The 23016-nt window shown below is 68.0% G+C and carries 25 protein-coding genes, 1 tRNA gene and 2 pseudogenes; 12 read left to right on the forward strand and 16 right to left on the reverse strand.

Annotation, left to right across the window (positions count from 1 at the left end; genetic code table 11):
- The first annotated feature begins 146 nt into the window (after positions 1 to 146).
- From ABZ342_RS32685 to ABZ342_RS32695, 3 genes are read left to right on the forward strand one after another with little or no spacing between them, the layout of a single operon-like run.
- Positions 147 to 1556 (forward strand): hypothetical protein, encoded by a 1410-nt coding sequence (locus ABZ342_RS32685; protein WP_360481161.1) that lies wholly within the window; start codon positions 147 to 149, stop codon positions 1554 to 1556.
- Between the two features lie 10 nt (positions 1557 to 1566).
- Positions 1567 to 2268, forward strand: coding sequence for a response regulator transcription factor (locus ABZ342_RS32690; protein ID WP_155540840.1), 702 nt, complete (start codon positions 1567 to 1569; stop codon positions 2266 to 2268).
- Positions 2265 to 3314 (forward strand): HAMP domain-containing sensor histidine kinase, encoded by a 1050-nt coding sequence (locus ABZ342_RS32695; RefSeq protein ID WP_155540841.1) that lies wholly within the window; start codon positions 2265 to 2267, stop codon positions 3312 to 3314. The genes ABZ342_RS32690 and ABZ342_RS32695 overlap by 4 nt, the downstream gene beginning before the upstream one ends.
- A gap of 25 nt (positions 3315 to 3339) precedes the next feature.
- Here the strand turns inward: ABZ342_RS32695 and ABZ342_RS32700 are convergent, their stop codons facing one another.
- On the reverse strand, positions 3340 to 4413 hold the full coding sequence (locus ABZ342_RS32700) for an NAD-dependent epimerase/dehydratase family protein (protein ID WP_360481166.1): 1074 nt from the start codon (positions 4411 to 4413) through the stop codon (positions 3340 to 3342).
- 123 nt (positions 4414 to 4536) lie between these two features.
- Here ABZ342_RS32700 and ABZ342_RS32705 point away from each other — a divergent pair, with 123 nt between their 5' ends.
- The 3 genes and pseudogenes from ABZ342_RS32705 to ABZ342_RS32715 all read left to right on the forward strand — a co-directional run bounded on the left by ABZ342_RS32705 (position 4537) and on the right by ABZ342_RS32715 (position 6362).
- A complete protein-coding gene (locus ABZ342_RS32705; protein WP_013230045.1) occupies positions 4537 to 5037 on the forward strand; it encodes a molybdenum cofactor biosynthesis protein B in 501 nt (166 codons plus the stop codon).
- 45 nt (positions 5038 to 5082) lie between these two features.
- Positions 5083 to 5868: pseudogene (locus ABZ342_RS32710) on the forward strand (aldo/keto reductase); the annotation flags it as partial.
- 320 nt (positions 5869 to 6188) lie between these two features.
- Positions 6189 to 6362, forward strand: coding sequence for a hypothetical protein (locus ABZ342_RS32715; protein WP_155540842.1), 174 nt, complete (start codon positions 6189 to 6191; stop codon positions 6360 to 6362).
- 6 nt (positions 6363 to 6368) lie between these two features.
- Here ABZ342_RS32715 and mscL read toward each other — a convergent pair whose 3' ends face one another.
- The 4 genes from mscL to ABZ342_RS32735 all read right to left on the reverse strand — a co-directional run bounded on the left by mscL (position 6369) and on the right by ABZ342_RS32735 (position 8568).
- Positions 6369 to 6782 (reverse strand): large conductance mechanosensitive channel protein MscL, encoded by a 414-nt coding sequence (gene mscL / locus ABZ342_RS32720; RefSeq protein ID WP_155540843.1) that lies wholly within the window; start codon positions 6780 to 6782, stop codon positions 6369 to 6371.
- 36 nt (positions 6783 to 6818) lie between these two features.
- On the reverse strand, positions 6819 to 7448 hold the full coding sequence (locus ABZ342_RS32725; RefSeq protein ID WP_360481170.1) for an SAF domain-containing protein: 630 nt from the start codon (positions 7446 to 7448) through the stop codon (positions 6819 to 6821).
- A gap of 131 nt (positions 7449 to 7579) precedes the next feature.
- Positions 7580 to 7891, reverse strand: coding sequence for an FmdB family zinc ribbon protein (locus tag ABZ342_RS32730; RefSeq protein ID WP_155540845.1), 312 nt, complete (start codon positions 7889 to 7891; stop codon positions 7580 to 7582).
- Between the two features lie 86 nt (positions 7892 to 7977).
- Entirely contained in the window at positions 7978 to 8568 is a 591-nt protein-coding gene (locus ABZ342_RS32735; protein WP_360481174.1) for a 5-formyltetrahydrofolate cyclo-ligase, read from the reverse strand.
- A 24-nt stretch (positions 8569 to 8592) separates the two neighbouring features.
- Between ABZ342_RS32735 and ABZ342_RS32740 the strand changes: the two genes are divergently transcribed.
- The 6 genes from ABZ342_RS32740 (at position 8593) to ABZ342_RS32765 (ending at position 13233) form a co-directional block, all read left to right on the forward strand.
- Positions 8593 to 9498 carry a UTP--glucose-1-phosphate uridylyltransferase gene (locus ABZ342_RS32740; RefSeq protein ID WP_155540847.1) on the forward strand — a complete coding sequence of 302 codons (906 nt, stop codon included), beginning with the start codon at positions 8593 to 8595 and terminating at the stop codon, positions 9496 to 9498.
- On the forward strand, positions 9495 to 10772 hold the full coding sequence (glp, locus tag ABZ342_RS32745) for a gephyrin-like molybdotransferase Glp (RefSeq protein WP_155540848.1): 1278 nt from the start codon (positions 9495 to 9497) through the stop codon (positions 10770 to 10772). The genes ABZ342_RS32740 and glp overlap by 4 nt, the downstream gene beginning before the upstream one ends.
- Complete coding sequence (locus ABZ342_RS32750; RefSeq protein ID WP_155540849.1) at positions 10772 to 11440, forward strand: GNAT family protein; 669 nt, start codon at positions 10772 to 10774, stop codon at positions 11438 to 11440. The genes glp and ABZ342_RS32750 overlap by 1 nt, the downstream gene beginning before the upstream one ends.
- A gap of 163 nt (positions 11441 to 11603) precedes the next feature.
- A complete protein-coding gene (glpR, locus tag ABZ342_RS32755) occupies positions 11604 to 12440 on the forward strand; it encodes a gephyrin-like molybdotransferase receptor GlpR (protein WP_360481179.1) in 837 nt (278 codons plus the stop codon).
- Positions 12441 to 12493: 53 nt separating this feature from the next.
- Positions 12494 to 12566, forward strand: a tRNA-Ala gene (locus tag ABZ342_RS32760).
- Between the two features lie 310 nt (positions 12567 to 12876).
- Positions 12877 to 13233 carry a hypothetical protein gene (locus tag ABZ342_RS32765; protein ID WP_360481182.1) on the forward strand — a complete coding sequence of 119 codons (357 nt, stop codon included), beginning with the start codon at positions 12877 to 12879 and terminating at the stop codon, positions 13231 to 13233.
- A gap of 30 nt (positions 13234 to 13263) precedes the next feature.
- On the opposite strand, the pseudogene ABZ342_RS32770 reads toward ABZ342_RS32765, so the two are convergent.
- The 11 genes and pseudogenes from ABZ342_RS32770 to ABZ342_RS32820 form a co-directional block, all read right to left on the reverse strand.
- Positions 13264 to 14322 (reverse strand): annotated as a pseudogene (locus ABZ342_RS32770) (recombinase family protein); the annotation flags it as partial.
- A 65-nt stretch (positions 14323 to 14387) separates the two neighbouring features.
- Positions 14388 to 14864 carry a hypothetical protein gene (locus tag ABZ342_RS32775; RefSeq protein WP_360481185.1) on the reverse strand — a complete coding sequence of 159 codons (477 nt, stop codon included), beginning with the start codon at positions 14862 to 14864 and terminating at the stop codon, positions 14388 to 14390.
- A 33-nt stretch (positions 14865 to 14897) separates the two neighbouring features.
- A complete protein-coding gene (locus tag ABZ342_RS32780) occupies positions 14898 to 16406 on the reverse strand; it encodes a tyrosine-type recombinase/integrase (RefSeq protein ID WP_360481188.1) in 1509 nt (502 codons plus the stop codon).
- Complete coding sequence (locus ABZ342_RS32785; protein WP_360481192.1) at positions 16403 to 16666, reverse strand: helix-turn-helix domain-containing protein; 264 nt, start codon at positions 16664 to 16666, stop codon at positions 16403 to 16405. Before ABZ342_RS32785 ends, ABZ342_RS32780 begins: the two co-directional genes overlap by 4 nt.
- Positions 16614 to 17171 carry a helix-turn-helix transcriptional regulator gene (locus ABZ342_RS32790; protein WP_360481195.1) on the reverse strand — a complete coding sequence of 186 codons (558 nt, stop codon included), beginning with the start codon at positions 17169 to 17171 and terminating at the stop codon, positions 16614 to 16616. The genes ABZ342_RS32785 and ABZ342_RS32790 overlap by 53 nt, the downstream gene beginning before the upstream one ends.
- Positions 17143 to 17853 (reverse strand): hypothetical protein, encoded by a 711-nt coding sequence (locus tag ABZ342_RS32795; protein ID WP_360481198.1) that lies wholly within the window; start codon positions 17851 to 17853, stop codon positions 17143 to 17145. Before ABZ342_RS32795 ends, ABZ342_RS32790 begins: the two co-directional genes overlap by 29 nt.
- A 48-nt stretch (positions 17854 to 17901) precedes the next feature.
- On the reverse strand, positions 17902 to 18516 hold the full coding sequence (locus ABZ342_RS32800) for an antirestriction protein ArdA (RefSeq protein WP_360481201.1): 615 nt from the start codon (positions 18514 to 18516) through the stop codon (positions 17902 to 17904).
- Complete coding sequence (locus ABZ342_RS32805) at positions 18516 to 19379, reverse strand: replication-relaxation family protein (protein ID WP_360481204.1); 864 nt, start codon at positions 19377 to 19379, stop codon at positions 18516 to 18518. The genes ABZ342_RS32800 and ABZ342_RS32805 overlap by 1 nt, the downstream gene beginning before the upstream one ends.
- A 166-nt stretch (positions 19380 to 19545) precedes the next feature.
- The gene (locus ABZ342_RS32810) at positions 19546 to 21738 is read right to left on the reverse strand and encodes a type IV secretory system conjugative DNA transfer family protein (protein WP_360481207.1); all 2193 of its coding nucleotides are present in this window, start codon (positions 21736 to 21738) and stop codon (positions 19546 to 19548) included.
- 368 nt (positions 21739 to 22106) lie between these two features.
- On the reverse strand, positions 22107 to 22307 hold the full coding sequence (locus tag ABZ342_RS32815) for a hypothetical protein (protein WP_360481210.1): 201 nt from the start codon (positions 22305 to 22307) through the stop codon (positions 22107 to 22109).
- Positions 22304 to 22897: an MT-A70 family methyltransferase gene (locus ABZ342_RS32820; protein ID WP_360481213.1), complete on the reverse strand. Its 594-nt coding sequence runs from the start codon at positions 22895 to 22897 to the stop codon at positions 22304 to 22306. Before ABZ342_RS32820 ends, ABZ342_RS32815 begins: the two co-directional genes overlap by 4 nt.
- Between the last annotated feature and the right edge of the window lie 119 nt (positions 22898 to 23016).

The following is a 23016-nucleotide window of genomic DNA, read 5'->3' on the forward strand; positions in this document are numbered from 1 at the left end:
CGGCGCCGACCGTAAGTCCGGGGTGGACCGCGGAGAACCCTTGCGCTCCTTACTGAATCATGACGAGTGACGAGGTTCTTACCGGGTCGTTACGGCTGCCTCCACCGGCCCGCGGAGTCCGGCTCGCGGACTTATGGTGGTCGGTGATGAGCGAGCCGAACCCGGCAGCCCGGCTCGCCGAGCCGCCTGTCCGCGAACCCGAGATCCCGGTCGCCGGGCGCCGCGCCGATCTTCTGGCCGTCGCGGTGGCTGTGGTGCTCGTGGCCGCGGCCACGGCGGTCGGCATCTATTACAACCGGCCCCATTCCGGCGTCGTCATCTTCGTGTCGTCGCCGCCGCTGTTCGCCGACTGGCTCCCGCACGTCGGCCCGGGCTCGGTGTTCGCCGTGCTCATCGCCGTCGCGGTGGTGCTCCACGGCCCCGTGCTGGCCGCCCGCCTGCCGTGGCGCCGGGCGCTCGTCGCCTCCTACCTGGCTTCGCTCGCCTGGATCTTCTCGCTGGCCATGGTCGACGGCTGGTCCCGCGGGTTCGCCGGTCACCTGACCATTCCGCAGGAGTACCTCCACGAGGTCCCCGGCATCACCGACATCCCGCGGATGCTGCGTGAGTTCTCCTCCCGCATCCTCGACTTCCAGCCGGACTCGTGGACGACGCACGTGTCCGGCCACCCACCGGGCGCGACGCTCGTCTTCGTCTGGCTGGACCGGCTCGGCCTGCACGGCGGCGCGTGGGCCGCGACGGCCGTCGTGCTCGTCGGCAGCCTGGTCGCGGTGGCCGTGCCCGCCACGGTCGCCCTGCTCGGCCGCGCCGAAGCGGCTCGCGCGGTGCTGCCCTTCGCCGTCCTGACGCCCGGCGCGGTCTGGATCGGCGTGTCGGCGGACGGCTTGTTCGCCGGCACGACCGCCACCGGGCTGGCGCTGCTCGCCTTGTCCGCCAAGGGGTTCTCCCGCGGCCGCCGGTACGCCGTCCCCGCCGGGCTGGCGGCCGGGCTGCTGCTCGGCTTCGGGATCTTCCTTTCGTACGGCCTGGTGCTGCTCGGCCTGCTCGCGCTGGCCGTGGCCGTCCTCGGCCGGCAGTGGCGGGCGGCCGCCCTGGCCATCGCGGCGGCGCTGGCCGTCGTCGGCGCCTTCGCGTGGGCGGGCTTCTGGTGGCTCGACGGCTACCACCTGGTTGTCGAGCGCTACTACCAGGGCGTCGCGCTGGTCCGGCCCTACTCGTACTGGGTCTGGGCCGATCTGGCCGCGGTGTCCGTCGCGCTCGGTCCCGCGGTGGTGGCCGCCCTGCGCCGGGGTCTCGCGGACGCCTTCTTGCCCCGCCCGGGTCGTGCCCTGCTTTCCGACCCGGTGCTGCTCCTCGGCGTCGCCGCTCTGCTCACCATCGTGTTCGCCGACGTCTCGGGCCTGTCGAAAGCCGAGACCGAACGAATCTGGCTACCGTTCGGGGTGTGGTTGCTGCCGCTGACGGCCCTGCTGCCGCGGCCCGGGCGCCGGTGGTGGCTCGCCGCCCAGGCGGCGACGGCGCTGGCGGTCAACCACCTGCTGCTGACCGGCTGGTGAGGGAGACATGATGGACGATCAGGCCGGCCGCGTGCTCGTGGTCGACGACGACGAGACGGTCCGCGACGTCGTGCGCCGCTACCTCGAGGTCGCCGGGTTCACCGTCGACCAGGCCGGCGACGGCGCTCAAGGGCTGGCCGAGTTCGCCGCCCACGAGCCGGACCTGGTCGTCCTCGACGTCATGATGCCGGGGATCAACGGGCTCGAGGTGTGCAAGCGGCTGCGCCAGGTCAGCCAGGTGCCGATCGTCATGCTCACCGCCCTCGGCGAGGAGGAGAACCGGATCGCCGGGCTCCAGCTCGGCGCCGACGACTACGTCACGAAACCCTTCAGCCCCAAGGAACTCGCCCTCCGCGTCGCCTCGGTGCTGCGCCGCGCCCGGATGCCGCGTCCGGAACCGGCCGCCGCCGAACTGGCTGACGGCAACCTGCGTCTGCAGATGACCGCGCGCACGGCGACGCTCGCCGGCCGCGAGCTGCCGCTGACCTCGCGGGAGTTCGATCTGCTGGCCTTCTTCCTCGCCCATCCCGGCGTCGCGTATTCGCGCGGGGATCTGCTCGAGAAGGTGTGGGGCTGGGACTTCGGCGACCAATCGACGGTGACCGTCCACGTGCGACGGTTGCGCGAGAAGATCGAACGCGACCCGGCCAAGCCGACCCGGGTGGCGACGGTGTGGGGTGTCGGCTACCGCTACGACCGGGAGCAGCCGTGATCGAACCCGGTGAGTCCTTCGGTGAGACGCTGACGCATCTCTGGCACATCCTGCCGCTGGCACTGCTCTTCTCGTTGCCGATCGCGGCCCTCGGCGGGGTCGTGCTCTACGTGGTGCGCCGCGGTTCGCTGGCCACCACGCTCACCGTGCTGGTGCTGATCCCGGTGCTCGCCACCCTGGTCGGCGTGCTGGGCGTCAGCGGGTTCATGTTCACCCCGGCGCTGACCACGATGCTGCTGGTCTGCCTGCTCGTCGCCGTGGTCACCGTCCCGGCGGCGATCATCCTCGGCCGGGCCATCGCGCGCCGCAGCGTGTGGGAGCGGGAAGCGCGCAACCGCGAGCGTGCGGCCGAGGCGTCGCGGCGCGAGCTGGTCGCGTGGATCAGTCACGACCTGCGCAGCCCCTTGGCCGGCATCCAGGCGATGGCCGAGGCGCTGGCCGACGGCGTCGTGTCCGAACGCGACGAGGTCGCCGACTACGCCCAGCGGATCGGCGGCGAGACCCGGCGGCTGTCCGCGATGGTCGGCGACCTGTTCGAGCTCTCGCGCATCACCGCCGGCGCCCTCGAGCTGACGATGTCCGCGGTGCCGCTGCGGGACGTCGTCAGCGACGCCGTCGCCGCCCAGTCGCCGGTCGCCGAGCGCAAGCGCGTGCGAGTGCTCGCCAACGCGTCGACCTGGCCGGTGGTGACCGGGAGCGACCCGGAACTGGCGCGGATCGTGCGGAACCTGGTGTCCAACGCGATCCGGCACACCCCGCCGGACGGGACGGTCGCGGTGCAGATCGGCGTCGACGGCGACGAGGCCCTCCTCGCCGTCGACGACTCCTGCGGGGGTATTCCGGACGACGAGATCAGCCGGGTCTTCGACGTCGCCTTCCGCGGGACGCAGGCCCGGACGCCCGAGCGCGGCGGGACAACCAGCGGTGGTGGGCTCGGGCTGGCCATCGCCAAGGGGCTCGTCGAGGCCCACCGGGGGAAGATCGGCGTCCACAACCACGGGCCCGGGTGCCGGTTCGAGGTCCGGTTGCCGCTCGCGATGTCCTAGATCTAGCCCTGGAAGCGGCGACGCCTCACCGGCCTGTATCAGTGGCAACCGGGGCGCGCAGTTCCGCCGTCGCGAAGTCGGTGATTCCTTCTTCGAAGCCGATTTCCGCTGTGAAGCCCAGCAACTCTCGGGCGCGGGCCGGGTCGGCGACCACGTGGCGGACGTCCGCGGGGCGGGCGCCGCCCGCCACCTTCGGCTCGGGGCCGGCGCAGGCGCGTGCCAGTTCCCCGGCCAGCTCGCCGACCGTGTGCGGGGTGCCGGAGCAGACGTTGACCGGGGTGATGTCGCCCTCCGGGCCGGCTGTCCGAAGAGCCAGGACGTTTGCCCTGGCGACGTCGTGGACGTGCACGAAGTCGCGCTGCTGGCGGCCGTCCTCCAGCACCAGCGGGGCTTCGCCGCGCTCCATGGCCGAGCGGAACAGCGACGCCACGCCCGCGTACGGGGTGTTCTGCGGCATCCGCGGGCCGTAGACGTTGTGGTAGCGCATCGCCCACACGCTGCCGCCCGTCTGCCGCGCCCACGCTCCGGCCAGGTGTTCCTGCGCGAGCTTCGTCGCCGCGTACGTGCTGCGGGGGTTCAGCGGCGCGTCCTCGGGCACCAGCCGCCAGCTCAGCTCGGTGCCGCAGGCCGGGCACCGCGGCTCGAACCGGCCGGCGTCCACATCGGACGCGCGGCGCGGTGACGGCGGCACCACGCCGTGGTCCGGGCACGCGTACCGGCCTTCGCCGTAGACGACCATCGACGAGGCCAGCACCAGCTTCCGCACCCCGGCCGCGTGCATCCCGGCCAGCAACACCGCCGTGCCGTAGTCGTTGTGCAGGGCGTACGACGGCGCGTCCGATGGGTCGACACCGTGCCCGACCACCGCCGCCTGGTGGCAGACCGCGTCGACGCCGTCCAGCAGTTCGGCGACGATCTCCGTGTCGGTGACGTCGCCGCGCAGGAACCGGTGCCTGCCGGTGTACGCCGGCGGCGTGCGGGAGCTGTGGGCCGTGGGGAGGAGGTTGTCGAGCACTACGACCTCGTCGCCCCCGTCCGCCAGGAGATCGGCGATGTGAGACCCGATGAACCCGGCTCCGCCGGTGACCAGTACGCGCACCCCGGCCACGCTAGGGGGCCGCGGACCGGCGCGCCCGGCCGCGCGCGGGCACGTCACGGAATCGTCAGAACTCACCCGGCACCTCCCGGCGCCGGGAAGGCGAAACCGACTACGGTGGGCGCCATGGAACGGAGTGCACAACGGCTGGGCCGGGCCCTCGTGGTCATCGTGGACGATCGCGTGGCGCACGGCGAGCACGAGGACACCACGGGACCGCTGGTGACCGAGCTGCTCGAAGAAGCGGGCTTCATCGTCGACGGTGTCGTGGTCGTCGAGGCCGAGACCGCGGGGATCCGCAACGCGCTCAACACCGCCGTGATCGGCGGCGCCGACCTGGTGATCACGGTCGGCGGCACCGGTGTTCTGCCGCGTGACCGCACGCCGGACGCGACCGCCGGTGTGCTCGACCGCCCGATCCCGGGCATCAGCGAGGCCATCCGTGCGTCCGGGCTGGCGGCCGGCGCCGTGGACGCCGGGATCTCGCGGGGGCTCGCCGGGGTGTCGGGGAGCACGCTGGTGGTCAATCTCGCCGGGTCGCGGTCTGCGGTCCGCGACGGGATGGCGACGCTGACCTCGCTCGTGCCGCACGTGATCGACGAGCTCTCGGGCCTCGAAGAGGTCTGATTTCCTTCGCGTGATCGGGGCGCCGCCGATACCGTTGCCCCGATCATGGATTTCCGCATCGGTGGGCAGCTCGAGGTGCGTCGGCTCGGCTTCGGGGCGATGCACCTGTCGACCGAAGCCGGCCCCGCGCGAGAAGAGGCGATCGCGGTCGTCCGGCGGGCCGTCGAGCTGGGCGTCACGCTGATCGACACCGCCCACCTCTACGGCGGCGGAGCCAACGAGGAACTGCTCGCTTCAGCGCTGTACCCCTATCCGGCCGGTCTGGTGATCACCACCACGGTGGGTGTCGCGCGCACCGGGCCCGGCGGTGAGTGGCGGCGCGACGCCCGGCCCGAGATCCTGCGTGACCAGGTCGAGCAGGCTCTGCGCCGGCTGCGGGTGGAGCGGATCGAACTGCTGCAGCTGCACCGGATCGACCCGGAGACGCCGTTGGCCGACCAGCTCGGCACCCTCCGGGAGCTGCAGACAGCCGGGAAGGTCGGGCTTCTCGGCCTGTCCGAGGTGACGGTCGACGAGCTGGCACGCGCTCGGGAGATCGTCGACGTCGCGAGTGTGCAGAACCGCTACAACGTGCTCGACCGGGAGCACGAGCCGGTGCTGCGGGCTTGCGCCGAAGCAGGAATCGCGTTCCTGCCGTGGCGGCCCATCGCTCCGATCGGCTCCACCGCGATCGGCGCCATCGCGGGGGAGCTGGGCGCCACCGCCGCTCAGGTCTCGCTGGCTTGGCTGCTGGCGCGCTCGCCGGTGATCCTGCCGATTCCGGGGACCGGCAGGATCGCGCATCTGGAGGAGAACCTCGCCGCGGCCGAGCTGGTACTGACACCGGCGCAGCGACGGCGCTTGACCGGGCCGGACCTCGCCGAGATCGAGGCTTGTTTCGCCGACATCCTGTCGGGCCGGATCAGCCGCGACGCGGCTGACCGCTGGGCCGGCCGGTGGCTCAGCGACGACTTCCGGCACGAGATCGACCTGGACGAAGACCAGCAGTGGGCGCTCGAACTGCTCGCGGGCATCGACCTCCCGGACTGGCCGGGCCCCGGGTTCCTCCACAGCGAGGACCAGATCCGCGGCTGGCGGGACGAAGTGCGGCGCCGCCGGGGGTGAAGTTCACTCTGGAGTTGTCAATCAACGCGTCGTGGGAGACTGGGGGCATGTCCGGTCAGCAGCGCGATCCCCAGGCCGCCAGTGAGCGGCGCAGGCGGGTCGATGAGATCTTCGGGGACGTCCTGCCCGAGACGACCTCCGATGAGCGCGATCCCGACCGGCGCACCGGGCTCCCGGACGACTGGTACCGGGAGAACCGGCCGCCGCACCACGATCGCTGAGCCCGCTCAGTCGCGGCCGTTGTCGCGCTGGGCCTGGGCTCGCAGCAGGTCGCGGATCTCGATCAGCAGCTCGACGTCGGTCGGCTCGGAGGGGCCCGGCTCCTGGCCACGCTTGCGCCGCTCCTGGACGTGCTTCACCGGCAGCACGATCACGAAGTAGACCACCGCCGCGACCAGCACGAAGTTGATCGCCGCGTTGATCACGTCACCGAAGTTCAGGAACGTGGCCTTGTTGTTTTCGAAGATCTGGTAGCCGAGGCCGTTCGCGGCGTCCGTGCCGCCGATCGTGCTGATCAGCGGCTTGATGAGGCCGTTGGTGAACGCCGTGACGATCGCCGTGAACGCCGAGCCGATGACCACCGCGACGGCCAGGTCGACGACGTTGCCGCGCATCAGGAAGTCCTTGAAACCCTTGAACACTTGCTCTCCTCACGAACGGGAACGATGGGGGGTGGGCTAGCGGAGAGTAACCGTTACCGGACGCTCCAATGAAATCGCCGCCACCCTCGTCGCGATCGCGTCCGGGAGCCGGAGCAGCACCAGCGGACCCTTCGCCGGGGACGCCTCCCGCTGCCCGACCGCCACCACCGTCGCCCCGCTCGCCAGTACGGACGCGGGCACGCCCGGCTCCGGCGCCGCGACGACGTCGACGCGTCGCCCGGGCTCCAGCAACTCGGCGACGCCGGCATCGGCCAGGCGCACGGGCACCGTCGCCGTCGCGGGATCACCCGAGCCGGGGATGGCCGTCGCCAGCCGGACGTCGGTCAAGGGTTCGCCGGCGCGGACGGCGCCCGCCAGCAGGTGGCCGTCGACGTCGTCCAGGGTGCTCAACGCGCCCGCCGGGCGAGTGGAGTCGGGGAGGTCGGCCAGCCGCACGTCGGGAGCGCGCAGAGCCGCGCCGGAAGGAAGGTCGTGCGCCGCGACGACGGTCGGAGTCGTCGGTGCGCCCCGCGCGGAACCGGGGTGCGCGAACAGCAGTACCCCGGCCAGCAGCAGGCCGGCGGCGAGCCAGCGTCGGATGAGCCGGGCCCGCCGGCCCTGCAGCCGGGTCAGATCAGGTGTGCGGAACTTCGCCGCCACGTCCACGGTGCCCCCTCGGTCGGATCGAGTGCGGCGGTGCGCCGCACGAGATCGACGTTAGGGAAGCCGGACGGGCCGCCGGAAGGGCCACGCCCGGCATCTGTGGACAACCGGGGTGTTGTGGACAACCTCGCCGGTCAGGAGGCGGCGGCGGTGGTTTTTGTCGTACCCGAGGAGGAAGATGCCGAGCTCGTGTCGGACTTGGTCTCCGACTTCGACTCCGTCTTGGTCTCGGTCTTCGCCGGGGTCGCGGTCGTGCTCGACTTGCCCGAGTCACGCGAGTCGGTGCGGTAGAAACCGCTGCCCTTGAAGACGACGCCGACCGAACTGAACACCTTGCGCAGGGTGCCGGAGCACTGCGGGCACACGGTCAGGCTGGGGTCCGAGAACGACTGCACGGCTTCGAACCGGTGGTCGCATTCTTTGCAGGCGTACTGGTACGTAGGCACTGAGAGCTCCTTTGCTGGCACTCGTCCGACCAGAGTGCCAACCCGATTGTGCTGGAAAACATTCCCCGAAAGCAATTCCACGTTGCTCACATCGGCAGGTCGAGCACGCCTCGACCCGGCGTCAGCGCCCCGCTCATGCGCACGTCGTGGGGTTCCCCGGGCAGCCGTTCGACCAGCTCTTCGTCCCGGACGACGGCCAGCAGGGGCACGCCGGCCGCGGCGAACGCCAGCGAGCGATCGTAGTGACCGGCGCCGCGGCCGAGCCGCACACCCTGGCGATCCACGGCCAGCGCGGGCACCAGGATCAGCTCCGCGGCCCCGACAGCCCCGGTACCCAGGCGTTTCCCGCCGGGCTCGCGGATGCCGCGGAACCGGCTGGGCACGAGATCGGCCTCGCCCGTGTACTCCGCCCAGTCGAGCGGCTCCGTCCGGGACAGGATGACCGGCAGCAGCACCCGCGCGCCGCCGGCCGCGAGCGCGTCGACGAGCGCCGTCGTGCCCGGCTCGGTGCCGAACGGGAGGTACGCGCACACCGTGCAGGATGTGACGTTCGACACCGCGCTGACCAGTGCCGACGCGTCCCGGGCGTGCGATTCGGCGGTCTGGTCCGCTCGCGCGCGCGTCAGCCGGTCACGCCACTCCGCCTTGCTCAGGTGCTCATTGCCCAGCGCGTGCATGACCTCACGTTAGGCTCTGCGCCCATGACGGGCGCCGCAACCACCCAGACGTTCAGAACCGCCATCGTGCCGGCCGCCGGCCTCGGGACGCGCTTCCTGCCGGCGACGAAAGCCGTGCCCAAGGAGCTGCTGCCGGTGGTGGACACGCCGGGGATCGAGCTGGTCGCGGCCGAAGCCGCCGCCGCGGGAGCGGAGCGCCTGGTCATCGTCACCTCACCGGGCAAGGACGCCGTCGTCCGGTACTTCGAAGAGCAGCCCGAGCTGGAGAAGAACCTCGAGGCCAAGGGCAAGACCGAGCTGCTCGAAAAGGTGCGCCGCGGGTCCGGGCTGCTCGCCGTCGAGACCGCCATCCAGGAGCAGGCGCTCGGCCTCGGTCACGCCGTCGCCCAGGCCGAGCCGAACCTGAACCCGGACGACGAGGCCGTCGCCGTGCTCCTGCCGGACGACCTCGTGCTCCCGACCGGCGTGCTCGAGCGGATGGGCGCGGTCCGGGCCCAGTACGGCGGCAGCGTGCTGTGCGCGTTCGACATCCCGAAGGCCGAGATCTCGCCGTACGGCGTCTTCGACGTCTCGGACACCGACGACGAAGACGTCAAGCGCGTGCACGGGATGGTCGAGAAGCCGAAGCCGGAGGAGGCGCCGTCGACCTACGCCGCGGCCGGGCGCTACCTGCTCGATCGGGCGATCTTCGACGCGCTCAAGCGGATCACCCCGGGCAGTGGCGGCGAGCTGCAGCTGACCGACGCGGTCGCGCTGCTGATCTCCGAGGGACACCCGGTGCACGTCGTCGTGCACCGCGGCGGACGCCACGACCTGGGGAATCCGGGTGGTTTCCTGCGCGCCGCGGTCGATTTCGCGCTTGAAACGCCCGAGTACGGTCCATCTTTACGGGCGTGGCTGACGGAACGGATCGGGACAGATCGCCCATGACGGAATCCCTCGACGCGGCACGGCCGGAAGTGGCCGGGGACGAGACCGAGCTGCGCTCGGTCGACGCGCAGATCTCGATGACCTTGGAAGCCGCCGTCCGGCCCCAGCCGGTGCGCGTGGCGATCTCCGAGGCACAGGGGCTGCTCTGCGCCGAGGAGGTCGTCGCCGAGCACGCGCTGCCCGGGTTCGACCAGGCCGCGATCGACGGCTACGCGGTGCGCAGCGTCGACGTGCGCACCGCCGGGCAGGAGCCGGTGCAGCTGCCGGTCGTCGGCGAGATCGCGGCGGGCTCGCGCCAGCCGCGGCGCCTGCAGCCCGGCCAGGCCGTGCGCGTCGACACCGGTGCGCCCCTGCCGACGCTGGCCGACGCGGTCGTGCCGCTCGGCTACACCGACGGGCACCAGGCCCGGGTCACCGTGCACCGGTCGGTGCCGTCGGCGGGGTACGTGCGCCGGACCGGCGAGGACGTCCAGATCGGTGACGTCGCGGTGCGCCGCGGCGACACGATCGGTTCGGCGCAGGTCGGCCTGCTGGCCGCGGTCGGCCGGGCCAAGGTCCTCGTCTACCCGCGGCCGCGCGTGTCGATCGTCTCGGTCGGCGACGAGCTGGTCGACATCGACCGGACGCCGTCGGTCGGGCAGGTCTACGACGTCAACTCCTACGCGCTCGCCGCGGCCGCCCGGGACGCGGGCGCCGAGGTCAGCCGGGTCGGCATCGTGCCGAGCGAGCCGAAGCGGCTGCGGGAGATCGTCGAGGGCCGGCTGCTGATGTCGGAGATCGTCGTGGTCGCGGGTGGCGCCGGGGGCGCCACCGGTGACGAGGTCCACGCGGCGCTCTCGGACCTGGGCCGGATCGACATGACGCGGGTCGCGATGCACCCGGGCTCGGTGCAGGGGTTCGGCAGGCTCGGCCCCGACTCGGTGCCGACGTTCCTCATCCCCGGCAACCCGATGAGCGCGCTGGTCGTGTTCGAGGTGCTGGTCAGGCCGCTGATCCGGGCGGCACGCGGGACGCGTAACCCGCACCGGCGGATCGTCGGGGCGCGGCTGCTGTCGCCGATCACGTCGACCGAAGGCCGGCGCGGCTACCTCCGCGGCCAGCTCCTCCGTGACGAGGCCAACGGCGAGTACCTCGTCCAGCCGCTCGGCCAGTCGGGGGCGCACCTGCTCGCGTCGCTGGCCGAGGCGAACTGCCTGATCAACGTGCCGGAGGAGCTGACCGACGTCCCCGCGGGCGAGCAGGTCCAGGTCACCTTCCTGGCGCAACGGGCCTGATGAACGCCGTGTCGGGGGTGTCCTACCCGGTCGAAAGCCGGCACCCGGGCTGGCCGGCCCGGCTCGGCCCGCTGCGGGTGCCCGCCGGGGAGGTCGCGATCCGGCCGGTGCGGCTGCGCGACGCCGGCGAGTGGAGCCGGATCCGGCTCCGGGACCGGGCGCACCTCGAGATGTGGGAGCCGACCGGCGTCGGGCCGTGGCCCGAACGCAACGCTTTCTGGTCGTGGCCGTCGCAGTGGGCGGCGTTGCGCTCGCTCGCGCGGCGTGGCCAGTGCCTGCCGTTCACGATCACCCTGGACGGCCGTCTCGCGGGGCAGATCACCGTCGGTAACGTCATCCGGGCGTCGCTGCGGTCCGCCTGGATCGGCTACTGGGTGTCGTCCGACGTGGTCCGCGGCGGGGTCGCGACGGCCGCCGTCGCCCTGGTCACCGACCACGCCTTCGGCCCGGCCGGGCTGCACCGGCTGGAGGCCACCGTGCGCCCGGAAAACGGCGCCAGCCTGCGGGTTCTCACCAAGGCGGGCTACCGGCAGGAAGGCCTGTTCGAGCGCTATCTCGACGTCGCGGGCGCCTGGCGGGACCACTACTGCTTCGCCGTCACGCGCGAGGAGACCGGGGCCGGGCTGGTGTCGCGGCTGGTCGCGGCGGGCCGCGCCGACTACGCCTGAGGGTCATTACCCACCTGGGTCCGTGAGCGCGTTACCACATGCTGTGAGATTCACCTAATCCGGTGAGGCATTTTCGTGATCCAATCCGGCGAGCCTCCGTCCGATCTGTTACTCCTGTGACTAGCGTGATTTCAGGTGGAAGGATCGGGGGAGGTGACGGGAGATGCCCAGCTCCGTGATCATCGTCGCGCTCGCCGCGGCATGGCTCGTCGTTCTCGTGCCCATGGTCGCGCGTCGGCGGCAGCAAGTGGCCCATACGGCCGACTCCGCGTTGGCGGCCAGGGTCGTACGCAGTGGACGCAACGAAGACCGGGAGGAATTCGCCATGTCCGAGGAGACCGTCAAGTCCCGGCCGTCGGTCGAGGACGACCTCGCGGAGCTGGAGGCCGACCTCGAACTCGAGGACGACTACGAGGAGCCGGAGCCCGAGCCGCTCCCGCAACCGACCCGCGCCGAGCGGGCCGAACGAGCCGAGCGCGCGGCTTACCGCCCTGGCCGGGGCGGCTTCGACCCGGAAGCGGCGGAGATGGCGGCGCGCGCGAAGTACAGCTTCCGGCAGCGCATCGTCGTCATCCTGCTCGCGGCGGCGGTCATCACGGCCGCGATCGCCGGGTTCGTCATGCCCCTGGTCTGGTGGGGCCACGCGCTGGCCGACGTCGTGCTGGTCGGCTACCTCGTCTACCTGCGCCGCCAGGTGCGGATCGAGGAGGAGATCCGGCAGCGCCGGCTCGCCCGGTTCAACAGCACCCGCGCGCCCCGGCGGTCGGTCTCGCGCCCCGCGGCTCCGTCGCCTTCCGCGGACGACGACGAGCCGGTCGAGGACACCGAGGACGTGGACGTCGTCGAGCCGGTCCGCCGCGAGGTGGTCGAGCGCCGTCCGTCGCCGACGTCGCGGGTCCGCCGCAGCGCGGTGGTCGTCGATCTGGACGACGAGGACCCGGCGTTCGAGGAGCTCGACGAGCCGGGGACCGGGCCTTATCGGCGGGCTGTCGGAGAGTGACCCCCTCGGAGAGGTGCTCGTAGGGCACTGCTAAGCTCTACGAGCAAGAACAAGGGGCTGTAGCGCAGTTGGTAGCGCGTCTCGTTCGCATCGAGAAGGTCAGGGGTTCGATTCCCCTCAGCTCCACCCTGAAGGGCTTACTAGAACATTGGACCAAGTCCATGCCCGTTAGTAAGACTTCAACATCGTTCATGACACGAAGGGCGTCTCCGGATCCGGAGACGCCCTTCGTGTCGTCTGTGGGCAGCGCGGCGGCAGTCCCAGGATCAGGTTTGTCGCTGCTCGCGTCCTGGTGGCGCTCTTCGATTGAGCGCAGTGTGGCAAACGGCTCGCGCAAGTCGTAGGTCGTGACGTCTTCGTCCTCGATGAAGATGTGCTCGAAGAGCGCCTGGTTGAGCAGCCTCCGTTGCTCATCGTCGCAGCGCCGGTATAGCTCTTGTGGATCCTCGAGCAGGGTGAGGCACAGTTCGACAAGCCTGGCGGCTTCCGAGAGGTCCTCGGTGGTCTCGTTCAGGCGTTCGGTCAGGCGCTGGCGTTGGCGACCGATGTCGCGCAGCTTCTCTTTGATCTTGTCTTGCGGCATCGTCTCGTCGTCGCCGGCGGCCAGGTCGATCAGCTTCTCTTCCTTGGTACCAAGGTCGCGGAGCTGCGTGGTGAGCTGCTGTCGCATCAGGCGCGCGGCAGCCTGCTCGTCCTGGAGAGCGGTGGCGACATGGACTCGGACGTCTGCGATGAACTCTGGGCTGAAGCGGACAGTGGCGTAGTGGGCCTCGACAGCTTCCTCGACGTGTAGGACGTTGACGTGGGGGGCGCTACAGTCGCCGCCCTGCTTGTTCCGGCAAAAGAAGTACGTGTACTCGTAGCCGCGCGAGTTGACCGTGTGCTGGATGATCATGCGCGACGTGGTGCCGTTCTTCTGGCAGCGGCCGCAGAACAGCGACCCCTTGAGATAGTGGTGATGCACGCGTCGACGCTCCTTTGCGGCGGTTCGTGAACTGGCGATGGTCTGGACGTGCTCAAACAGGACCGGGTCGACGAGAGGTTCGTGCCGCCCGCGGATCTCCTCGCCCTCATGCATCAGGTAGCCGACGTAGTACCGGTCGCGCAGCATCAACGACAGCTTGTTGATCGAGACCCGCTTGGACGGCCGCCGCGGCGTCGGCCGGGTACGCAGGCCACGCTCGTACAACTCTTCGTCCAGGTCCGCCAGCGTGTAGTCGCCGGTCGAGTACAGCTCGAATGCCAGCCGCACGAGTGGGGCGCGCTCCGGGTCGACGGCGATCGTGCGGATCTCGCCGCCCTCGGACTTCGGCTCACGGACGTTCAGGTAGCCGAGCCGGGCGATGCCGACTGTGCCCCCGTTCCGGACCTTCTGGCCCATCTTATAGCTGATATCCGCGCCGCTGGCTTCGGACTGGTACTGGTCGACGGCGTGCAGGATGGTCTCCACCATGGCGCTCTCTGGGCTTTCGCCCATGTCAAGGATCGTGGAGACGACCCGCGTGCCGACCCTCTTCAGGTCCCGCTTCGTGATGCCCGCGTCAACGCTGTTTCGGAAGACGCGGTTGAAGTGGTAGACGATGACGTAGTCGATGTCCTTCTGGGACTTGACCCAGGCGACCATCTCTTGGAACGTTGGCCGCTTGTCGATGCTGGTGGCGGTGCGGCCCGGTTCGACGAACTCCCGGACGAGGTCGGCGTCGAGCTGTGCAGCCTTGTGTTTGCCGGCCTCGCGTTGAGCCGGGATCGAGATGCCTTCTGGGTTGTAGTCGGTGTGAACCTGTCCGGGCGTCGATACACGGAGGTAGAGCACGGCTCGCTTGCGACGACGTTCGCCAGTCGCGTACCGGGCGACGTTGCGGTTCAAGGCTTGCTCGGTCATCAGAACCTCCTTCTGGCTGGTCGTGTGATCGAGTGGGCATTCTGGCTTGCTTATGCGCGCGCCTACTAGCGTGTGGAAGACTTCAATTTGGCATCGCCGGACACGCAGGCGAGTGCAAAGTGATCAGCCATAGCCTCCCAGTCTTCATTTTTGAGTGTCGTTGCCTTGAGTTGCAGCGGGTGGTCGATGATGTGTTTTAGGCCATGTATCACGGCGAACTCCTGCACGTGTGGCGGCAGAGAAGAGTCGACGTGGATGTGCCAATGCCCATCTCTCCAGGATATTTCTCCCTGAAACGGCGTGTCTCTTCGAAGTTCTACTCCTACGCTCGGAAATTGTTCGCTGACCGTTTCCATCCAGCCGCTGTGGCTGCTCGCCAGGCGGTGCAGCAACCGGGCCTGCGCTTCCGTTGTGCCCAAGGTGTCGATGAGCGACTCTGGCACCTTTGTTGCTAATGCTCGGAGCTGTGCAAGAGTAGAAGCTTTACGTTTCGTGGCTATAGGTGTTTCTAGTCGGGTTGTTGCAGGGGTTTTGTTGCTCATAATCGTAGTATTCTCTTTACTTGCTTTCATATTTTACCTCTCTTGTCGCCGAACCGTACCTGTTGTTGATAATTCCGCAACGTCAGGTAGCGATGCGGAAGTTGCTCCGTGCTGATATATGACTGTTTCGTTGACGGCAAATGAGACGGCGGTACTCCCGAGTAGCCACGCGTGCGTATGTCTCTGCATGATGCGTTTTATAGAGGTTAAGCGGTCGCTAATAGGTCCTTGGGTCTTGCTGAAGAGCCTTGTGTCCCCAGTTCGAGTCTGGGAGGAGCCACCAAAGAAAGTACCTACTCCACTAGGGGTGGGTATTTTCTTTGGGAAGATTTCTCGCAGTCCGCGACCCGCAGATCCATCTGAATCTGCGGTTTGACGGCTAATTTGACGGCTACCACCTCTGTTATGTGCGTCTCGGAACAGACGCCCTTCAACTTTCTGCAACGCGTTTCGCTTGCTGGTGAGATCGACGTGTTCGTAGATGCCGGTTGTGCGGACGTCGCTGTGGCCCAAGATGGCCTGTATGTCCCGCGCGTGCACCTGCAGGTCTTTCTGGGTGGTGGCGTTGCTGTGGCGGAGCCCGTGGAGCGTGATCTTGCGCAGGCCGTGGCGCTCACAGATACGGACAAATGAACGTCCGAGGTTGTGAGACTCGAGAGGCCGGCCGCTACGGGTGGTGAAGACCAGTTCGTCTTCAGTGCCGATACCTTGCCAGTCGGCGCCAGTGGCGAGGCGTGCGCCGGCCTGAGCAGCGCGCTGACGCTCAAGCGCTTCGCGTGCAGTGCCAAGCAAGGGTTCGTCGCGCTCGCTGGACTCGGTCTTGAGTTCGACTTGTTCCAGCTTGCCGTCGATCCGTTGTACCTGTTGGCGGATGCGGAGCACGCCGCGGTTGAAGTCGACATCACGCCAGCGGATGCCGAGTACCTCGCCTCGCCGTAGGCCGTAGAGCGTCAGGAGTACGAAGGCGGGGTAGAGCGGGTTGTCTCTCGCGACGTCGAGGAACTGGATGATCTCGTCGGGCGTCCAGTGAGCTGCTTCCGGACGTCGGTAGCGCGGCAGCTCGACGAGACGGGCGACGTTGCGGTTGACGATTTCTTGGCGCATGGCGTACGTCAGGGCAGCGCTTAGCACCTTGCGGATCTGGTGGATCGTCGAGGGCGTTCTGCCGTCGTCGTAGAGTTCGTCGAGGAAGCCCTGCACGAGGCGGACGGATAGGTCTTGCAGGCGGTAGCGGCCGAGGCCGGGCTTGATGTAGAGCCGGACGACTGATTCATGCCGTTTGCGGGTGAGAGGACGGCGCCGCTCGTGGTCAAGCCAGAAGTCGAGGTACTCGGCCATCTTCCAGGCATGCTCGGGCCGAAAGATCCCTTGGTTCGCCTCCTGGATGAGCGCCGTTAGCTTCTTATGCGCTTCCTGCCGCGTCTTGCCGTAGACGCGAAACCGCTTGCGCTTGCCGTTCGACGTCGGGAGCGTAGCGGCGGCCTCGTAGCGACCGTCCGCTCGTAGATAGATGGTGCCCTCACCGTTCGCCCGCCGACTCATAGCGAGTCTCCTTCTTCCCGTAGCTCCGTGATGAGAGCGGTGAGGTCAGGTTCGGCAACGAGTCGTCGGCGGCCGATCCGTATGGTCTTCAGGCGTCGTTGGTTGATGAGGGCGTACACCTGCCAGCGGCTGACTCGCAGTCGCTCGCTTGCTTCGCTGATCGTGAAGAGGCGCGGCGGTTCAGGCGCTGCGGGAGTGTTGAGTTCATCATTCTCTGGTTGGTTCATATGTACCTCCCTCCTGAGATTCTTTGTTGTCATGCATGTTTATTTGTCTGTTGCAATACTCAGCTATCTTGAGACGCGTGGTGTGAGGTAGATGTCGATACCGTGCATGGACATACGGCGTGATGCTCGGTAGTTCCTGCGGCATGATGTAGCCGGCCATCACGAACAGGTCTGCTAGCGGAACGTCAAGCGCGCTCGCCAGCTGCTTGAGTGTGTCAGGGCTGGGCGCGTGGATGCTGCCTTGCTCCAGGCGTGTAACGGTCCCACTGTCGATGCCTGCTGCCGCCGCGAGGCCGCGGACGCTCTGCTTGCGCTGAGCGCGTAGGTCTCTAAGGTATTCGCCGAAACGGCGTGCAGCATCGTCAGTCATATTCACGTAGTCCTCTGTTATTTGTTCCCCTATTTTACCTCCGTTTAGGCGCAAAAACACCCATTGTTGACAATTCTGCAACAGTATTCCGATTATTAGATTTATTGGACATCTCGACGCTGCACGCTCAGCGCCGCCGCTAGCGCATGAAGACATGGAACCTCCCATCGAACTCGACAACGTCCCAGCTGGCCCGGACCGCTCGCTCAAGCCGGTCTTGGTCGAGTTTCACGAAGTCCTCGAAGCCCCAGCGCTCCTCGGCTTCCTTCATGGCTGCTTTGAACCCCTTGATCTCCGTCAGTTCGTCGACGACGTCGGTCAGGCTGGCGAAGCTGCCGATGTGGAAGTCGTTGAAGCACTCAACAACGTCGTCAGGGGCTTCACCCGGGTATAGCTGGAGGTACGCCCAGAAGGGTGCGCCGTGCTCCTGTAGTCCTTGTTCGACGGCCGTCGTGATATCTGCGGGGTGCCCGGGGCGACCAGCGGGTTGCTTGATTAGGTAGAGCCCGAGCAGATCACAGAGCTCTTTGGTCTGGACATCGCCGAACTGCGCATGGATCGCGAGTTCGCGAGCAAGTCCAAGGTGGTCGATGCTGCCCGTGACGGCGTAGTGGTGCAGGTTGCCGGGCACCGGGAAGCGGTTGGCGAGCTCGCGGGCGATGACCCGGGCGCCCCAGTCGGGGATCTTCTCGCCTACTCCTTCCGCTTCGGTGATCGCGTCGAAGATGACGTCGGCCAACGCACCCGGCTGCGGGACACTGCCGGTGAGGTCGATCTCGCCGGCTTCCAGCCGTTCGCGTCCTGGGACGCTTCCGTCCCGGTCATCAGGGTTCAGTGGATATTTCTCCAAGTGGTACCTCCTTTCGCTGTGAGGGTTGGATGTGTTTCGCTCGTCGGCCTAGCGGGAGAAGACATGCACGGTGCCGTCTGGATCGGCCAGAACCTGCCAGCTGGGCTCGGCGTCCTCGGCGACAGCCTTGTAGTCGAAGACCACATACGGTCGTATGAGCGAGTCTGTGATGTGTCGGTCAAGGTCTCGGTGCCAGCCGAGGCTTTCGACGAGGGCCCACGCCCAGGCTTCACGAGACTGGTAGCTGCCGATGTAGGCGTCGCGAAATTCGGTGATCCGCGCGCGGTCGTTGCTGACAAACCGAGCCCAGGCTGCGAAGGCGCGGCCGTGTTCGACGAGGCCGTGGGCAAGGTCCGCAATGAGCGAGCTGTCAGCGACGGTCGACAGGTCAATGCCGTCGAAGTCTTCGCTAGAACGGACTGCCCAGAGCTTGGCGCCGGGTACCGGCGAGCTCGCCAGCATCGCCTCGATGTCCGCGTCGATCTCGCTCGCCGTCTGGTTGGCGTCGATCCACAAGCCGTGCTCGATGCCGCGCTCTGTGCTGGCCAGGTCGGCGACGTAGATCCTCGGATGGCGAGGTTGTTGTCGCTCCGGGCCGAAGCTGGGAGGGCGTTCGCCGGGCTCCTCGCCGTCGGGTTCAGGTTGGTGCGGGTGTCGTTCCATTAAGTGGTCCCTCCTTTCAAGATGAGTGGTTGGTTCTGGTGGTTGGGCTCAGCGGCCGCCGGCGGATCAGGAACCCCGCTGGTGATGAGTTGGCGGAATCCCGACGTCACCACCACCTGGAAGAGCCCCGGCTGGATGGCCTTGTCGGCCGCCAGTGCGGCCCGAAGCGCGCGCTCGCGGGTTTCATCCGGGACCACCCACACGACCGCGGGGAAAAGGCCGTGTCGCGCCTGGTGCGTGCCAGTGGCGGCGTAGCGCTGGTAGACCTTCGCCTTGCGGACGACGACGGTGGGGTGTTCGGTGGCGAGGTCCGCTTCGACGTACCAGTGGTCCTCGTAGTCGCCGCTCACCGTGATGGCGAACAGATCGGGCTTTAGCCGTTCGAGCGTGCCGTGAGGGCCGGCGAAGGAGCGCCAGCAGGACGGTTCCGTCTCGATGCTGGTTACCTCGATCACGCCGGTTCGGCTGAGCTCGTGCAGTGAGACGGCGAGTTCGGCGGTGGCGAGGGTGTGTGCCGCAAACGTCGCGCCAGGCTCAATGAACCGGCGGCGGTACTTCTTGCCTTCCATCGTGCGGATCAGACGCTCGCCGGTGGCGCCGAGCTGCCAGGTGATACCGGACGATCCGGCGCGGACGCCGCCGATGCGTCGCCCGAGGCGAGCGACCAGGTTCTTCTCTTCGAGGCGGGTCAAGACCCGCATGACGGCGCCAGACGCAGCCCCGAGGCTGGCGTGGCCGCGGGCGAAGTGCAGACGCCGGATGTGGGCAGTCGAGAGGAGGCGATGGGTGCTGATCGACTGCAGGATCGAAATGTCCCGCTCCGAAAGCTGCAGCAGCAACGTGGTGACGTCCGTCGGGCTCATACGCCGTCTCCTCGGTCGGCCCGGTGACCCCCAGATTGGGGGTCAGTCCCATCCCAGGAGGGGATAGGTAGGGGGTATGACCTGCGAGGATGCGGCAGTGGGATCGACACGGAGATACGGGCGAACATACGGGTGGAGACACTGCTTCTATCGTCAGTTCGCTGTTTCATGACGTCCTCCGCTTCCGACCGATCCGTTCGATCGGTTGAGGGGCCGGCTCGAGTGCGGGAGCGACCTCGGGCTCGGCGTCTGGCTTAGAGGAGCTCGGCGGCGCTGCCTCTTCGAGCGGGGCGTAGTTGGTCTGCGACGCGGCGCGGACGACGGCCGGGTCGATCGTCGGTTGCGTTCGCGGCAGCGTCTTGATCAGGGCCCAGCCGGAGGGGTGGCCGTCGGCGACGAGGTTGGCGTAGGCATGGAACTGCGGCAGCGACATGAAGTCCTCTGGCGTCAGGTCGCGGGTGAGTTTGGCGGTGTCCCGGGCGTCCTCGTACTCCGTTGCGAACTGGATCTTGGAGCGAGCGTTCATGTCGACCGCTCGGGCAAGGGCAGGTGGGAACTGGGAGCGGAACTGGGCGGCGAGGAACCAGCCGACGCCGAGGGAGCGCGATACGGCGAGGGCGTCGGCCATCGAGACGGGGAGGTTCAGGAAGCGCGGCGCCTCGTCGATGTAGATCGTCGCTGGGTTCGTGCTCGCCTCTGGGTCCCCGGCGCGCTCCTGCGTGGCCTGCCAGATGTCCGCCACGATCAGGCTGCCGAGGAGACTGGCGGTACCCGGTCCGATGAGCCCTTCGTTGAGCGGGACGAGGACGATCTTGTTCTCGCGGAACAGATCGCGGAGCCGGAAGCGGCCGCTCCGCTGGTCGAGCATCCGGATCAGCGCTGGACGGAGCAAGAACTGACGCAGCTTATTGAGGGGCGGGGCGATCGCCGCGGCTTGTGCCTGTGGCGACTGTCCCTCGTACCAGGCCCAGAAGCCGGCCAGGGCGACGTCGCTTTGGATGCGGCCGACCTGCCGACGACGGAACGCGGGGTCGGTCAGCAGCCGAGTCAGGTCGACCAGGGTGGCCGGTTCCGTCGGTGTACTCGCTCTGGCCAGTGTGCGCAGACAGGCGGAGAAGATGTCTTGGGTCCTCGGGCCCCAGCCGTCGCTGAAGACGGCGGCGAAGACCGCAAGGATGCCGTCGACCACGACGTCGGGGTCGCGCTCGCCAACGTCGAGCGGGTTGAATCCAACGGGTGCCTGGTCGCCGGCGTTGATTTCGACCACGTCGCCGATGCGGCGTTCGGGAATCCGGGCCATGAGGTTGTCGATGAGCTGGCGCTTCGGGTCGAGAACCGCGACAGCGCGACCTGCCTCGACGTCTGCGAGGATCAGGTGCTCGATGGCCGTGGTCTTGCCGGAGCCGCTGGGACCGTAGGCAATGCCGTGGTACGTCTGGTCCTGCGGTGAGATGCCGATCTGGCGGTCGTCACCGGGCGCCGCACTGATCGCGAAAACCCGTGGACCGGAGTGCACGTTCGTTGCAGCGCGGAGCCGCTTCGGATGCAGTGGCGGCAGTCCGGGCAGCTCACCCTCGCCGATCGGCCACGCGAGGAGCCCGAGAAGTTCAGGTACCGCCAGGTGCAACGGCCAGCGCCAGGGCAGCCGCGCGCCGTCGAGCGCCTCCGACTTCTCCGGCGCGAGCGTCATCTGAACGCCGGGACTGCGCGCGGTGGAGATCGCGCTGAGCAGCCCCGTGATGAAGCGCCTCCGGCGATCGGAGTCGCTGCTGGCGGCGCCCAGCCGGATGGTGGCCCCGAAGCCGCTTCTGGAGAGTCGGTCCTTGAGGCGCTGACGCGTCTCCGCGCTGGCGGGGCGAGACCCTGCCGTGAGAGCGTCGAGCACGGTGCCGTCGGGTTCGGGGGCGTCGGGACGAACAGATCTTGGAATATGCCGCGGGCCCAAGATGACCTGGAGCACCAAGGCCTCGCCAGCATGAAGGTGGACCGCAAGCGCCGAGAGCAATGCGAGCGCGGTCTGCTCGGCTCCGTCCATGCGAAGCGGCAAGCTGGCTGACCGCAGGCGGAGTCGCCTGGCGACGTCGACGGCCGGACGGGGATCCGCACCGGACGGCGCGACGCCGGTGAGGATTGTGCCTGGCAATAGGTCACCGAGCAGGCGCCTGAGCGGGTGCACGTCGCTGGCTCGGCAGCCTAGTAAGTGCTGAGTACCGGACTCGCCGGCGCGTGCTTCGAAGACGACTCGTGGTTCGTCCCGGTCGGACGCGAGACGTTCGAGGAACCGCAGGACCGTCGAGGACTCGAGCGGGCGTGGCAGGTGGAGCTGGGAGAAGACGAGGTGACCAGCGTCAGGCGCCATGACGACCACCCTTCTGCGCAGATGGAGGCGAGTCGCCAGCGCCGGGCTGCTGGGCTGCTTGCGCTTGGGCTTCGCGCTCAGCCTCGGCCAGCGCAAGCCCGATGATGGCCTTGGAGAGCTTGCGCATATCCGGTGTGTTCCGACGAACACTACGGACCCTTAAGCGGCGTTCACGACGCTCCTTCCGGTTCTTACTCGTCTTCTTTGGGGCTGGGGTCATAGATCACCTCGCTTTCTCCGTATCGTGCTTGTGCTGCATGGATTCAACACTCGGCAACGGCTTAACTTATTACCTATCTTCGACGAAACGTCAATAATGTTTGTTTATTTAACAACGCGTGTGCAGGACATGTGTCGGTCCGCTTCGACTACCAGCGAGACCGTCGCCACCGGATGAAGACGACCACACACCAGACGAGGAAGGCGACCGCGAAGCCGGCGATCAACCAGGGCACGACCGGCTGGAGGAACGTGACCGCCAGGTTGAGCGCGATGGACGCCCCGAGCATGACGAGACTTGCATGGAGCAGCCAGGCGAGCGGGTTCTTCGAGCCGCCCTTGTCGTTCACTGGGTGTCTCCGGTCCGCCGCCGATCGCTTGGCACGGGATAACCTGGTATCACGACGTCAGCAGCAACTTCGTTGCCCCACATCGACCAGTCGGCGTTCGACGGAGGCCGGCGGCGGGCGAACAACTCAAGGTACGGGCCGGGCGAGACGCGCTCGATGAGGGCGTACTGCTCTTCCGGCTTGTGCGAGTGATCTTGGACGGGCGCCGTAAACCAAGTCGGCTGAGAGCGGAACTGGACCGGTGCTCGGCCACGGGTACAGAGCAGCAGGTGCTCCGTCGTGTTACGGAGGTACATCCCGAGGCCAAGGCGGAACTTCACCCAGGTGAGGGGTGAGCGCACCGTGAATCCCCAGGCTTCGGCGATGTCGTACCCGTCGCGCAGGGTGGCATTGGTGACCCACAGCCAGAGGTGTGCGTTGTCGTGGGCAAGGTCGCTGATCGGCATGGCCTTGATGCGCTCCAGCGTCATGAGCATGTAGTGGCGTCCGGCACCGCGTCCGCCTTTCTGCAGTACGTCCCACGGGGGATCAGCCAGGATGGTTCGGAACCGCTCCGGTGCGGTTGCGGCGACTTCGTTCGTTGTTGTCACGCATGTCTCTCCTTTCTCTTCCTGGACTGGAACCGAGTGAGGCGCCGGCCAGGTCTGTGTCTAGTTACTACGAGGAAGGGGCGGGAGGGAAACCGTCGGTTCGATCGAAGGTTCGGGCG

This window comes from Amycolatopsis sp. NPDC005961, assembly GCF_040629235.1.
Lineage (GTDB): Bacteria > Actinomycetota > Actinomycetes > Mycobacteriales > Pseudonocardiaceae > Amycolatopsis > Amycolatopsis camponoti.